We start from the raw sequence: 12536 nt of genomic DNA on the forward strand, positions 1-12536 counted from the left end.
GCGTATGCAAATCTCGCCGCTGATGAGTTCGCGCGCACATTTTAGCCCCCTTGAGCCCCACCCCGATTCGTGCGACCTCCGCGGCCAGCAAAACCCCTCATTTCGAGCCTTCGATGCACATTCTCCTGCTCGGTTCCGGCGGCCGCGAACATGCCCTGGCGTGGAAGATCGCAGCCTCTCCCCTGGTGACCAAATTCTGGTGCGCGCCCGGCAATGCCGGCATCGCGAAGGAGGCGGAATGCGTGGCGCTCGATGTTGCCGACCATGCCGCCGTGATCGAGTTCTGCAAGACGAATGCGGTCGAGCTCGTGGTGGTCGGGCCGGAGACGCCGCTGGCGGCCGGCATCGTCGACGATCTCGCCGCCGCGGGCATCAAGGCGTTCGGCCCGAGCAAGCTCGCCGCCCAGCTCGAAAGCTCCAAGGGCTTTACCAAAGCGCTCTGCACCGAATTCGGGATTCCGACCGGCGCCTATGAGCGATTCACCAACGCCGATGAGGCGCGCGCCTATGTGCAGAGCCAGGGTGCGCCGATCGTGATCAAGGCCGACGGCCTTGCCGCCGGCAAGGGCGTCGTCGTCGCCAAGACCTTGCGCGAGGCCGAGGACGCCATCGCCATGATGTTCGAGGGCGCCTTTGGCGAGGCCGGTGCCGAGGTCGTGATCGAGGAGTTTCTGCCCGGCCGCGAAATCAGCTTCTTCGCGCTCTGCGACGGCGAGACCGCCATTCCGCTGGCCTCCGCCCAGGACCACAAGCGCGTGTTCGACCACGACGTCGGTCCGAACACCGGCGGCATGGGCGCCTATTCGCCGACGCCGCTGGTCACGCCCGCGATCCATGACGCGATCATGGCCAAGATCATCCTGCCGACGGTATCAGGCATGAAGCAGCGCGGCACGCCGTTCCGCGGCGTGCTCTATGCCGGCATCATGCTGACGACACAGGGGCCGAAGCTGTTCGAGTTCAACGTCCGCTTCGGCGATCCCGAGTGCCAGGTGCTGATGTTGCGCATGATGTCGGACATCGTTCCGGCTTTGCTGGCGGCCTGTGATGGGCAGCTGAAGCATTTCGATCTGCGCTGGTACCCCGAATCCGCGCTCACCGTGGTGATGGCCGCGAAGGGCTATCCCGGCGATTACCAGAAGGGCACGCGCATCCAGGGCTTGGAGGAGGCCGCCAGGGTCGAGAGCGTCGAGATCTTCCACGCCGGCACGGTCGCGAAGGACGGCGCCATCCTCGCCAATGGCGGCCGCGTGCTCAATGTCTGCGCGTTAGGGGCGACCGTGACGGAAGCGCAGGCCCGCGCCTACCAGGCCGTCGACCGCATCGACTGGCCGGAAGGCTTCTGCCGCCGCGACATCGGCTGGCAGGCGGTCGATGCGGAAAAGGCCAAGACTTGATGAGTTATTCCGGACGGCGCGCCAAGCGCGCCGATCCGGAATCTCGACATTTGCGCCACCGCGCCGCCACATCGACACGCCAGAAATATACAATCAGCTGTTGGGGTTAGTGGCCCCGCATATAATACCGCTACTGTGCATGGGGTTGTTTTCGACATTTTTGTCTGTCGGACTGGCTCCGGGACTGACCATAAGGATGCAAGAAGATGTCCGATCTCGCCGACCTCTATCCGGGCTTTGCCGCCGAATGGATCGATACCTCCTTCGGCCGCATCTTCGCCCGCGTCGGCGGCAAGGGCCCGCCGCTGCTGCTGCTGCACGGCTTCTCCGAGACGCATGTGATGTGGCACCAGGTGGCGCCTGAGCTTGCCGAGCACTTCACGCTGATCATCGCCGATCTGCCGGGCTACGGCTGGTCCGACATGCCCGCGAGCGATGCGCTGCACATCCCCTACAGCAAGCGCGCGATGGCGAAAGCCATGGTCGAGGCGATGGAGCGCCTCGGCCATGTGCACTTCGCGCTCGCCGGTCACGACCGCGGCGGCCGCGTCTCCTATCGCCTCGCGCTCGACCATCCCGGCCGGCTGTCGAAGCTCGCCGTGCTCGATATCCTGCCGACCTATAATTACTGGGAGCGGATGAACCGCGCCTATGCGCTGAAGATCTACCACTGGACCTTCCTGGCGCAGCCCTATCCGCTGCCGGAGACGCTGATTTCGAGCAATGGGGAATTCTTCCTGCGCTTCAAGATGGCGAGCCAGACCAAGTCGAGGACGTTGGAGGCCATCGATCCGCGCGCGCTCGAACATTACATCGCCCCGTTCCGCGATCCCGCCCGGGTGCACGCGATGTGCGAAGACTACCGCGCCGGCGCCTATTTCGACTATGACCTCGACAAGGCCGATTTCGAGGCCGGCAAGAAGATCACGATCCCGATGCTGGCGCTGTGGGGCAATGCCGGCGTCGCGCAAGCCGCCGCCACGCCGCTGGACACATGGAAGCAATGGGCGACGAACGTCGATGGCATGCCGGTGGATTCGGGACACTTCCTGACGGAGGAGAATCCGGAGGTGACCGCGAGCGCGTTGCGCGAGTTCTTCTTGGCTTGACGATCTTGTAGCCCGGATGGACCGAAGCGACATCCGGGATTCTCTCTCGCAGTGATACTGTCCCGGATTGCGCTTCGCTCCATCCGGGCTACGCGACTCTCATCTACCGCCGCTCCCGGAAGAACTCCTTGAGCAGCCGCGCCGCCTCGCTCTCGCCGACGCCGGAATAGACATCCGGCGCATGGTGGCAGGTCGGCGAGGCAAAGAACCGCACGCCGGACTCGACCGCGCCGCCCTTGGGGTCGGCGGCGCCGTAATAGAGCCGGCGGACCCTTGCAAACGAGATCGCGCCCGCACACATGGTGCAGGGCTCCAGCGTCACGTAGAGGTCGCAATCGACGAGGCGCTCGCTGCCGATCTTTCTCGCCGCCTCGCGCAGCGCGATGATCTCGGCATGGGCGGTCGGATCATGGTCGGTCAGCGTTCGGTTGGCGCCGGTGGCGACGACCTCGGAATTGCGGACCACCACGCATCCGATCGGAACTTCGCCCGACTTTCCGGCATTTTCGGCCGCCAGAAGCGCCAAATCCATGAAAGAAGGGGCTTTCATGCCTCGTATCATCGCCAGAAACCTGCTACTAGCTCCGCCTTCAGCAAGAGTGGATACCGATTTTGCCTGAGCATGCGGCTCGGAACGAGCGCGCACAATGCTCATCGCGCTACCCCTAAGTGAGATCATTCATGCCTCGCGACAGCGACAAAGACAACGATTCCCGCGGCCGGCGAGGCCCGGCCAAAGGCCGCAGCGGCAAGCCGCGCGGCCCCGAGAAGAAATTCGCCAAGCGCGGATTCGAAGGCAAGGGCGCTCGCGACAGCCGCCCGCCCCGCGGCGACCGCGACAGCCGCCCGTTCCGTCGTCGCGATGAGGGCGATGCCCCGCGTCGCGACTTCAGTGACCGTCCGCGCTTCAAGCGCGACGACCGCGGCGGCGAGGAGCGCAGCTTCAAGCCGCATGGCGACCGTCCGTTCAAGCCGCGCGGCGATCGCCCGAATTTCGACCGTGACGAGCGCGCGCCACGTGGCGAGCGAGGTGAGCGGCGCTTCGAGGACCGCAAGTTCTCGCGTGGCGGTTCGGATCGGCCGCGCCAGGATTTTGGCCGCGGCCGCGACTTCGAGGGGAAAGATCGCAAGCGCGACTTCGAGGGCGGCGACCGCAAGCGCAGCTTTGGCGATCGTCCGCGCGATCGCGGCGAGCGCGGCGATTCCAAGCCGTGGCAGAAGCGCGAGGCGGGACCGCGTGGTGACCGGCCTCGCAAGAATTTTGGCAAGTCCTTCGACAAGGATTTCGGCGGCCGCGATCGCAGCGACGAGAAGCCTTGGCGTCAGCGCGACGATCGGCGCGAAGGTGGCCGTGGCGACGACCGTCCGCGTTTCTCCCGGCGCCGGGACGAGGGTGATGATCGCCCGCGTTTCTCGCGCCCGCGCGAGGAGCGTTCCGGTGACGATCGTCCGCGCTTCAACCGCTCGCGCGAGAAGCGGCCGGAAGGCCGCATGGACTGGCAGGAGCATCCGCGCAGCGAAGGCCGTTTCCGCGATCGTCCGCGCCGCGACAATGAAGACGACAGCAGGATTTTCGAGAAGCGCCCGGCCTTCGGCGGCCGCGGCGCCTATCGCGAGCGCGATCGTGATTTCGAGGGCCGGCCGCGCCGCGATGACACGCCGAAGCCGAAGAAGGCCGGCGAGCGCATCGCCAAGGTATTGGCGCGCGCGGGCCTTGCCTCGCGCCGCGACGCCGAGGAAATGGTCACGCAGGGCCGTGTCACTGTCAACGGAAGGGTGATCAACTCGCCGGCGCTCGACGTCACCCGGAACGACGTCGTCATGGTCGACGGCAAGCCGTTGCCGGAGCGCGAGCGCACGCGGTTGTTCCTCTATCACAAGCCGCGCGGGCTGATGACGACGCATGACGACCCCGAGGGGCGTCCGACCGTGTTCGACAACCTGCCCGAAGGCCTGCCGCGGCTGATCAGCGTCGGCCGGCTCGACTTCAACACCGAAGGCCTGCTCTTGCTCACCAATGACGGCGGCCTCGCGCGCACGCTCGAGTTGCCCGACACCGGCTGGCTGCGCCGCTACCGCGTCCGCGCCCATGGCGACGTCACCCAGGCGCAGCTCGACGCGCTCAAGAACGGCATCGAGGTCGAGGGCGTCAAATACGGTCCGATCGAGGCGACGCTGGAGCGCGACCAGGGCGCCAATGTCTGGCTGGTGTTCGCGATCCGCGAAGGCAAGAACCGCGAGGTGCGCAATGTCTGCGCCCATCTCGGCCTGGAGGTGAACCGGCTGATTCGCGTCTCCTACGGCCCGTTCCAGCTCGGCGAGATTCCCGAGGGTCAGGTCGAGGAGATCCGCTCGCGCGTGCTGCGCGAGCAGCTCGGCGAGAAGGTGATCGAGAAATCGGGCGCGCAGTTCGACGTGCCGCAGAAATCCTCTGCGGGCGGCGTTGATGCGCCGCGCGAGAACAAGCCCGCCAGCAAGCGCGCCGTCATCAGCGACCGCAAAGGCCGCCGCGTGCTGGTGCAGCGCACCGGCAGCGAGGAGGCGCGCGAGCGCAACGAGATGGAAGCGAACGGCTACGGCCCGCCACGCCGTCCCAAGCGCGGCTATCACGGCAAGCGCGATCTGACGCCGCGGGAGGACTAGCTTGCGCGTCGTCGGCGGTCGTCTGAAGGGGCGCAATCTCGCCTCACCGTCCTCGCGCGATATCCGCCCCACGGCGGACCGCCTGCGCGAGTCCGTGTTCAACATCCTCGTGCACGCCTATGACGATCCGATCGAGGACGCGCGCGTGCTCGATCTCTTCGCCGGCACCGGGGCGCTCGGCATCGAGGCGGCCTCGCGCGGCGCCAGGTTCACGCTGTTCGTCGACAACGGCGCGGAGGCGCGCGCGCTGCTGCGTAACAATGTCGAGGCACTCGGCCTCGGCGGCGTCACCAAGGTCTACCGCCGCGATGCCACCGATCTCGGCCCCGCGCATCCGGTCGAGCCGTTCTCGCTGGTGTTCCTCGATCCGCCCTATGGCAAGGGCTTTGCGGAGAAGGCGCTCGCTAGTCTGCGCGATGGCGGCTGGCTGACGCCGGGTGCGCTGCTTGTGGTGGAGGAGGCCAAGGCCGCGCAGTTCGTGACGCCGGAGGGTTTTGAAGAATTGGAGCGGCGGGGTTACGATGATACGGAGTTCGTGTTCTTGAGGAGGCCGTAGCATCGCTGCGTAGGGCGAGCAAAGGCGCGCTCTTCGCGCGCCGTGCCCACCACTTCTAACGCAATCGTGGAAAGATGGTGGGCACGGCGCGTTGCGTCTTTGCCCACCCCTACGAGAACGTCGGATCACCTCCGCCCGAACAGCTTCTCCACATCGCTCAACTTCAGCTCGACATAGGTCGGGCGGCCGTGATTGCACTGGCCGGAATTCGGCGTCTCTTCCATCTCGCGAAGCAGGGCATTCATCTCTTCCGGCCGCAGCCTGCGGCCGGCGCGCACCGAGCCGTGGCAGGCCATGGTGGCGGCGACGTGCATCAGGCGGCGCTCCAGCGGCAGCGCCTCGTCCCACTCGGCCATGTGCTCGGAGAGATCGCGCAAAAGGCCGCCCGCATTGGTCTTGCCGAGCAGCGATGGCGTCTCGCGCACCGCAACCGCGCCGGGGCCGAAGGATTCGATGGCAAGGCCGAACGAGGCAAGCTCCTCGCTGCGTTCGAGCAGGCGCTCGACAGTCGCCTCGTCCATCTCGACGATCTCGGGGATCAACAGGATCTGCCGCTGCACGCCGTTTGCAGCGAGCGAGGCCTTGAGGCGCTCGTAGACGATGCGCTCATGCGCGGCGTGCTGGTCGACGATGATCAGGCCGTCCCGGGTCTGCGAGACGATATAGGTCTCGTGGATCTGGGTGCGCGCCGCGCCGAGCGGTCGGTCGACGAGGTCGGCCACCGGCTGCGTCTCGATCCGCACGTCCGCGCTGGGCGCGCCGACGTCGAACACAGCCTGCGCGCGCTCGGTGAACGCGGGCGCGGCCGAACCTTCGAAAGGCATCGGCGCGACGGGAGCGGATGGCGAGGCGCGCCAGTCCCAGCTGGCCGGGCGTGGTGGCGTGAACGCGGGCCGGAACGAGGACAGCGCGCTCTCGCCGCTGTTGGCCGCCGTGCGCCGACCCTCGCGTGCGAGTGCTTCCTTCAATCCGTGCACGATCAGGGCGCGGACGAGGCCGGCGTTGCGGAAGCGCACCTCGGTCTTGGCCGGATGCACGTTGGCGTCGACCTCGCGCGGATCGAGCGTGACGAACAGCGCCAGCACCGGATGGCGGTCGCGCGGCAGATAGTCGGAATAGGCCGCGCGCACGGCCCCCAGGATCAGCTTGTCGCGCACTGGTCGGCCGTTGACGAAGAGATACTGGCCGAGAGCGTTGGCCTTGGTCAGCGCGGGAGCCGCGGCATAGCCGGCGACGACCACGCCCTCGCGCTCGGCATGGACCTCGATGGCGTGGCTGCGGAATTCCGCGCCGAGTATATCGCCGAGCCGCGTCAGCCGCCCGGCGGCGCCGGGCAGGGCGGCAGCCCAGGTCACCGGCGCGCGCTCTTCGCCCGCGAGCGTGAAGGCGATGTCGGGTCGCGCCATCGCCAAGCGCCGCACGACCTCGCGAATGGCTTCTGCCTCGGTGCGATCGGTCTTCAAAAATTTCAGCCGCGCCGGTGTCGCATAGAAGAGGTCACCAACCTCGACGCGGGTGCCGTGCGCGAGCGCAGCCGGCATGATCTCGGACTTCTCGCCGCCCTCGACCGACAGCGCCCACGCATGCGGCTCGCTCGCATGCCGCGTGGTGATGGTGAGGCGCGCCACCGAGCCGATCGAGGGCAGGGCCTCGCCACGGAAGCCGAGGGTCCGGATCTGCAGCAGGTCCTCGTCGTCGAGCTTGGACGTCGCGTGGCGCTCCACGGCGAGCGCGAGGTCCTTCGCGGTCATGCCGCTGCCATCGTCGGTGATACCGATCCGCCGCCGCCCGCCGCCATCGGTGAAGACGTCGATCCGGCTCGCGCCGGCATCGATGGCATTCTCGACGAGTTCCTTCACCACGCTCGCCGGACGCTCCACCACCTCGCCGGCGGCGATGCGGTTGATGACCTGTTCTGGCAATTGGCGGACGGGCATGAGGCTCTGACTTGGATTCGCTGACGGCGCTATTCTAGGCCGTGTTGCGTCAAAAGCATGCGTTGGGCAACAGCCGCGTGGCGCCCTGGGGAAGAGGGATGCCTATCACATTGAAGACATTGGGCGTTCGAGAAAATCGCGCAGTCCGGATGAAGCGACTTCCAGCCACCGTCGTGATTGTGGGGTGCCGAGCCGCGGTGTAGCATCGTGAAAAAATGGCAACAGGACGGGAGGACGCCATGTGCCATCTCTTCGCGCACCAGCCCCAACGCGACTACGAATCCCAGACCCGCTCTTTAAGGATCGGCGGGCACTGCACGTCGATTCGGCTGGAAATGGCGTTCTGGGACACGCTGGAGGAGATTGCGGCCAAGGAGGGCATGAGCCTCGGCAAGTTCCTGACCACGCTCTACAATGAGGTGCTCGACCATCACGGCGAGGTCAACAATTTTGCTTCGCTGTTGCGCTGCTCGTGTTTGATCTATCGATCCAAGAGCATGGCGCCGGTGCAGGAGTTCAAAGCAACCGTTGCGCCCATTCTCGACGCGGCCGAGTAACCGCTCCGAAAAAAACGCCTAGCCCGGATGCGCAATCCGGGATTCGGGCCACACTGACAGCGGCCCTGGATTACGCTGCCGCTCCATCCGGGCTACAAGACTCCCTCGGCGTCATTGCGGGGAGCCCTTGCGACGAAGCAATCCAGAGTCTTTCCGCACAGGCATTTCTGGATTGCTTCGCTTCGCCCGCAATGACGGGATAGAGAGCTACCTATCTATCCTCAAATCTCCTTCTTCTGCATTGCCCCCGCAATGTAATCCGCCTGCCGGATCGCCAGCGCCACGATGGTCAGCGTCGGATTGCAGGCCGCGCCGCTGGTGAACTGGCTGCCGTCGGAGACGAACAGGTTCTTGATGTCGTGGCTCTGCCCGAACTTGTTGACGACGCCGTCGCGCGGCTTCTCGCTCATCCTGTTGGTGCCGAGATTGTGCGTGCTCGGATAGGGCGGGGTCGGATAGGTCACGGTGGCGCCGACGGCGTCGTAGACCGCAGCGCCCTGTTTGTAGGCATGCGCGCGCATCGCGACGTCATTGGGATGATCATCGAAATGCACGCTCGCGACCGGCTGGCCGAACTTGTCCTTCACGACGGGGTCGAGCGTGATGCGATTGGTCTCCTGTGGCATGTCCTCGCCGACCAGCCACATGCCGGCCATCCTCGGATAACCGTCGAGCGCCGACGTGAACGAGCGTCCCCAGGCACCGGGATTGAGGAATGCCGCCATGAACGGCAGGCCGATCGACAGCGTCTCCATCTCGTAGCCGCCGACGAAGCCGCGCTTCGGATTGTTGGCGGCTTCATCGCGGATGATGCCGGCCATGGTGGTGCCGCGATACATGTGCACCGACTTCTCGAACACGGCATACACGCTGCCGGTCATGTGGCGCATGTAGTTGCGGCCGACCTGTCCCGATGAATTGGCGAGACCGTCCGGGAACATGGTCGAGGCGCTGTTGAGCAGGAGCCGAGGGCTCTCGATCGAATTGCCGGCGACCGCAACGATGCGCGCCTTCTGACGCTGCATGGCGCCGCTCTCGTCGGCATAGACGACGCCGGTCACCTTGCCGCTGGCGTCATGCTCGATCTTGATCGCCATGCTGCTCGGCCGCACTTCGAGATTGCCGGTCGCTTCGCCCTTGGGGATCTCGGTGTAGAGCGTCGACCATTTCGCGCCCGACTTGCAGCCCTGGAAGCAGAAGCCGATCTGCTGGCAGGAGCCGCGTCCGTCGCGCGGCTGGCTGTTGATCGCCATGTTGCCGGTGTGTACGGTCTTGTAGCCGAGCTTCTTTGCGCCGGCCTCCAGCACCTTGAAGTTGTTGTTGCCGGGAAGCCCGGGAATGCCGTTGGTGCGGGTCACGCCCATCTTGTTCTCGGCCTTGGCGTACCATGGCTCCATCTCGGCAAGCGTGATCGGCCAGTCCAAAAGGTTGGCGCCGGGAATGCTGCCGTAGGTGCTCTTCACCCTGAACTCGTGCTCGTCGAAGCGCAGCGAGGCACCGGCCCAATGCACCGTGGAGCCGCCGACTGCCTTGACAATCCAGGCGGGAAGATTGGGAAAGTCCTTGGCGACGCGCCACGTCCCCGACGTGGTGCGCGCGTCCGACCAGGCGAGCTGGGAAAAGCTCTCCCACTCGTCGTTGATGAAGTCGTGGTTCTCGATGCGGGGACCTGCTTCGAGAATGACCACCTTGACACCCTTTTGCGCGAGCTCGTTGCCCAGCGTGCCGCCGCCGGCGCCGGAACCGACGATCACCACAACGCTGGAGTCGTTCAGATCGAATTTGGCCATATGCGTTCTCCTGAACCGTTGGGTGCGTTAAGCCTTCGGCAGCCAGTCGATGTCGGCGAAGCCACGGTTGATGTAGCCGCCATGCTCGGCGGAGGAGCCCTCGTAGCCGAACCGCGGCCAGACCTCTTTCTGGTTGTAGAGCGAGACGACGAGGTCGCCACGCACCTTCTGGAAGAAGTCGCTTTGCTCGATCTCCTTCAGCAGCACGACGCGGTCAGTTTCCCAGGGCACTTCGACATAAGGCACCTTGTGGCGGTCGCGCGCGTTCTGATCGAGCCGCGCAATGCCGTCGCTGATCAGCGATTTGATGGCGGGATCCTTCGCCGCCTTGCCGTCCCAGGGCTTGATCGCGGTGACGTAATAGCTGTCGCCGAGCACATCGTGCGGATAGATGTCGCGCGCGACCTTCAGCAGCGTCTTCATCGTCGCGGGCGAGAGCGTGGTGGCATCATCCGCCCAGGCATCCTCGATGCTCACGGTGACGCTGGTCGCGACAGCGACGACCGGCACGGCGGTCGCCGCGCCCTTGAGAAAGACGCGGCGGCTGTGTTTGCTTCGACGATCGACTTCTCTCATGGCATTCCTCCGTGGATTTTTGCGATTTGGTTTTTTGTGATTTGATCAGCCGAAGCGTCCGCCTCGCTGGATCACCTCGATCTTGTAGCCGTCGGGATCGCTGACGAAGAAGAAGCGCGCCAGCGTCTCGCCATCGTGCTTGAAATCGCGCAGGGGGCCCGGTGCGAGCTTCTCGCGCTCGAAGCGGGCATGCTCGGCATCGAGATCCTCGACCACCACGGCGAGATGGCCGTAGCCGTCGCCGAGTGCGTACGGCTCCTTGCGATCGAAATTCACCGTCAGCTCCACCTCGAAAGGTGAGGAGGGGTGACGCAGATAGATCAGGGCGAAATCCGCGAATTTCAGGTGGTCGGCGACCTCCAGGCCGAAAGCGCGCCTGTAGAAGTCGAGTGAGCGCGCCTCATCGCGCACGCGGATCATGGAGTGGACGGGCTTGGCCATTCAGTTCTGCTCCTTGAGGTAGGCGATGATGGCGGCGCGCGTCTCCGGCTTGGCCTGCCGGTAGGCCATGACCACGCCGGGAATGACGGCTTGCGGATTGGCCAGCCACGCATCGAGCCGGGTCTCGTCCCAGCTGAAATCAGCCTTGGCGAGTCCGTCCGAATAGTGGAAGCCCTCGATCTTGCCGGCGGGCCGGCCGACGACCTTGACCAGGGGCGGGCCTTGCCGCATCGGCTCCGACAGGCTCAAGGTGTGACACACCGCGCATTGTTGCTTGAACAGTGTGGCACCGTCCGGTGGCTTTGCGGCCGGCAACGGCATCTGCGCATCGGCAACCCTGACCAACAGCACCATCGCGGTGCACAATCCCAGCACGACCACGCGCATCGCCAAGAATCCGCCCCTTTTCGTCAACGTGCGCAAACACTAAGCGCGGCCGAACATGCGGTGGTAGTAGCGGGCTGTGTCGTTGCGCGCGTCGATGCTTGCGGCGTGTGGCGTTCCGCGCTGCCTTATATGCGGAGCACAATTCCGCGAAAGCGCCGTCAAATCCCTAAACGTTCACCACACGATGCGCATTGCATGACGGTCGCGCCGCTTGAACTCTCTACGCGATGCAATGGTCCGGTGCAGACGAGCGGCGCTAGGAGCCGCCGAGCCATTCATTGCGAAAAAATCCAGGAGAAATGGATGAAGTTGGTGAAGACCTCGATGATCGCATGCGCTCTGTCGGCTCTCGTTGCGACGCCTGTTCTCGCGCAAGGCGCGCCACCTGCCAAGACAGGCGGTACTGTGCAAAGCAAACCCATGCAAGGCAGCACGATGGGCAGCGGCGATGAGGAGATGAATGCTCAGCCGGGCGCCGCGGGCGAGAAGACCGGTATGAAGTCAACCAAGAGCACCAGGGGCACGGCCGGTACCACGGGTAGCGCTGCGCACAAGGGAACGGCCGACGATGCCGCGACAGGCGGCGCAGCTCCGTCGAAGCGTTACTAGTCTCGCCGGGTCAACCGGCAGAACTCCGGTCGCGTTGCGGCCGGAGTTTCTTGCCGCGCCAGTCAGTCGTCGAAGCGGCCGCCGCGTCCGGCCTTGATGTCGCTGCGGCGCTTCTTGCCTTCGAGCCGGCGCTGCTTGGAGGCGAAGGTCGGACGCGTCGCGCGCCGCGGCGTCGGCCGCACCATGGCCTCCTTGAGGATCTCGACGAGGCGGTCGATGGCGTCCTGGCGGTTGCGCTCCTGGGTACGGAAGCGCTGGGCGTGGATCACGATGACGCCGTCCTTGGTCATGCGCTGGCCGGCGATGCGGGCGAGGCGTAGCGCGGCATCCTCGGGTAAGGTCAGCTTGCGCGTGTCGAAGCGCAGCTGCGCGGAAGTCGCGACCTTGTTGACGTTCTGCCCGCCCGGGCCGGAGGCGCGGACAAAGCCGATCTCGATGTCGTCCTCGTCAATAACGAGATCGCGGGATATCCGCAGCATGATGGCACCATTCGTGATGTCCGGACATACCGCGGACGTCGGTCCTCAGCAATGG

At 65.5% G+C, this 12536-nt stretch carries 13 protein-coding genes; 6 read left to right on the top strand and 7 right to left on the bottom strand.

Annotated elements, in window-relative coordinates; translation table 11 throughout:
- The first annotated feature begins 113 nt into the window (after window positions 1-113).
- A complete protein-coding gene (gene purD, locus P6U29_RS06320) occupies window positions 114-1397 on the top strand; it encodes a phosphoribosylamine--glycine ligase (RefSeq protein ID WP_407116808.1) in 1284 nt (427 codons plus the stop codon).
- A gap of 206 nt (window positions 1398-1603) precedes the next feature.
- Window positions 1604-2506 (top strand): alpha/beta fold hydrolase, encoded by a 903-nt coding sequence (locus P6U29_RS06325; protein WP_407116809.1) that lies wholly within the window; start codon window positions 1604-1606, stop codon window positions 2504-2506.
- Window positions 2507-2609: 103 nt separating this feature from the next.
- Here the strand turns inward: P6U29_RS06325 and tadA are convergent, their stop codons facing one another.
- Window positions 2610-3068, bottom strand: a complete 459-nt coding sequence (gene tadA, locus P6U29_RS06330; protein ID WP_407116810.1) for a tRNA adenosine(34) deaminase TadA — start codon at window positions 3066-3068, stop codon at window positions 2610-2612.
- 119 nt (window positions 3069-3187) lie between these two features.
- Between tadA and P6U29_RS06335 the strand changes: the two genes are divergently transcribed.
- Together P6U29_RS06335 and rsmD are read left to right on the top strand one after the other, a co-directional pair.
- Window positions 3188-5149 carry a pseudouridine synthase gene (locus P6U29_RS06335; RefSeq protein ID WP_407116811.1) on the top strand — a complete coding sequence of 654 codons (1962 nt, stop codon included), beginning with the start codon at window positions 3188-3190 and terminating at the stop codon, window positions 5147-5149.
- Between the two features lies 1 nt (window position 5150).
- Window positions 5151-5705, top strand: coding sequence for a 16S rRNA (guanine(966)-N(2))-methyltransferase RsmD (gene rsmD / locus P6U29_RS06340; RefSeq protein ID WP_407116812.1), 555 nt, complete (start codon window positions 5151-5153; stop codon window positions 5703-5705).
- Between the two features lie 125 nt (window positions 5706-5830).
- On the opposite strand, the gene mutL is transcribed toward rsmD, so the two are convergent.
- Window positions 5831-7642: a DNA mismatch repair endonuclease MutL gene (gene mutL, locus P6U29_RS06345; protein WP_407116813.1), complete on the bottom strand. Its 1812-nt coding sequence runs from the start codon at window positions 7640-7642 to the stop codon at window positions 5831-5833.
- 239 nt (window positions 7643-7881) lie between these two features.
- Here mutL and P6U29_RS06350 point away from each other — a divergent pair, with 239 nt between their 5' ends.
- Window positions 7882-8199, top strand: a complete 318-nt coding sequence (locus P6U29_RS06350; RefSeq protein ID WP_407116814.1) for a ribbon-helix-helix domain-containing protein — start codon at window positions 7882-7884, stop codon at window positions 8197-8199.
- Between the two features lie 221 nt (window positions 8200-8420).
- Here P6U29_RS06350 and P6U29_RS06355 read toward each other — a convergent pair whose 3' ends face one another.
- The 4 genes from P6U29_RS06355 to P6U29_RS06370 are packed head-to-tail and all read right to left on the bottom strand — an operon-like array spanning window position 8421 to window position 11393.
- Window positions 8421-9989, bottom strand: coding sequence for a GMC family oxidoreductase (locus P6U29_RS06355; protein ID WP_407116815.1), 1569 nt, complete (start codon window positions 9987-9989; stop codon window positions 8421-8423).
- Window positions 9990-10016: 27 nt separating this feature from the next.
- Window positions 10017-10565, bottom strand: a complete 549-nt coding sequence (locus P6U29_RS06360) for a gluconate 2-dehydrogenase subunit 3 family protein (protein WP_407116816.1) — start codon at window positions 10563-10565, stop codon at window positions 10017-10019.
- Window positions 10566-10610: 45 nt separating this feature from the next.
- Window positions 10611-11006: a VOC family protein gene (locus P6U29_RS06365; protein ID WP_407116817.1), complete on the bottom strand. Its 396-nt coding sequence runs from the start codon at window positions 11004-11006 to the stop codon at window positions 10611-10613.
- Window positions 11007-11393 carry a c-type cytochrome gene (locus tag P6U29_RS06370; RefSeq protein WP_407119256.1) on the bottom strand — a complete coding sequence of 129 codons (387 nt, stop codon included), beginning with the start codon at window positions 11391-11393 and terminating at the stop codon, window positions 11007-11009. It abuts the gene before it with no gap.
- A 303-nt stretch (window positions 11394-11696) separates the two neighbouring features.
- Between P6U29_RS06370 and P6U29_RS06375 the strand changes: the two genes are divergently transcribed.
- On the top strand, window positions 11697-12002 hold the full coding sequence (locus tag P6U29_RS06375; protein WP_407116818.1) for a hypothetical protein: 306 nt from the start codon (window positions 11697-11699) through the stop codon (window positions 12000-12002).
- A 62-nt stretch (window positions 12003-12064) separates the two neighbouring features.
- On the opposite strand, the gene arfB is transcribed toward P6U29_RS06375, so the two are convergent.
- On the bottom strand, window positions 12065-12481 hold the full coding sequence (gene arfB, locus P6U29_RS06380) for an alternative ribosome rescue aminoacyl-tRNA hydrolase ArfB (RefSeq protein WP_407116819.1): 417 nt from the start codon (window positions 12479-12481) through the stop codon (window positions 12065-12067).
- Window positions 12482-12536 lie beyond the last annotated feature (55 nt).

Origin of the sequence: Bradyrhizobium sp. LMG 9283, assembly GCF_045571415.1 — a bacterium.
In the GTDB taxonomy this organism is placed as follows: domain Bacteria; phylum Pseudomonadota; class Alphaproteobacteria; order Rhizobiales; family Xanthobacteraceae; genus Bradyrhizobium.

What these genes read in the sequence shown, in the direction of transcription:
- purD (WP_407116808.1), top strand. Translation starts at nt 114, where the DNA reads ATGCACATTCTCCTGCTCGGTTCCGGCGGCCGCGAACATGCCCTGGCG.
- P6U29_RS06325 (WP_407116809.1), top strand. Translation starts at nt 1,604, where the DNA reads ATGTCCGATCTCGCCGACCTCTATCCGGGCTTTGCCGCCGAATGGATC.
- tadA (WP_407116810.1), bottom strand. Translation starts at nt 3,068, where the DNA reads ATGATACGAGGCATGAAAGCCCCTTCTTTCATGGATTTGGCGCTTCTG.
- P6U29_RS06335 (WP_407116811.1), top strand. Translation starts at nt 3,188, where the DNA reads ATGCCTCGCGACAGCGACAAAGACAACGATTCCCGCGGCCGGCGAGGC.
- mutL (WP_407116813.1), bottom strand. Translation starts at nt 7,642, where the DNA reads ATGCCCGTCCGCCAATTGCCAGAACAGGTCATCAACCGCATCGCCGCC.
- P6U29_RS06350 (WP_407116814.1), top strand. Translation starts at nt 7,882, where the DNA reads ATGTGCCATCTCTTCGCGCACCAGCCCCAACGCGACTACGAATCCCAG.
- P6U29_RS06355 (WP_407116815.1), bottom strand. Translation starts at nt 9,989, where the DNA reads ATGGCCAAATTCGATCTGAACGACTCCAGCGTTGTGGTGATCGTCGGT.
- P6U29_RS06360 (WP_407116816.1), bottom strand. Translation starts at nt 10,565, where the DNA reads ATGAGAGAAGTCGATCGTCGAAGCAAACACAGCCGCCGCGTCTTTCTC.
- P6U29_RS06365 (WP_407116817.1), bottom strand. Translation starts at nt 11,006, where the DNA reads ATGGCCAAGCCCGTCCACTCCATGATCCGCGTGCGCGATGAGGCGCGC.
- P6U29_RS06370 (WP_407119256.1), bottom strand. Translation starts at nt 11,393, where the DNA reads ATGCGCGTGGTCGTGCTGGGATTGTGCACCGCGATGGTGCTGTTGGTC.
- P6U29_RS06375 (WP_407116818.1), top strand. Translation starts at nt 11,697, where the DNA reads ATGAAGTTGGTGAAGACCTCGATGATCGCATGCGCTCTGTCGGCTCTC.
- arfB (WP_407116819.1), bottom strand. Translation starts at nt 12,481, where the DNA reads ATGCTGCGGATATCCCGCGATCTCGTTATTGACGAGGACGACATCGAG.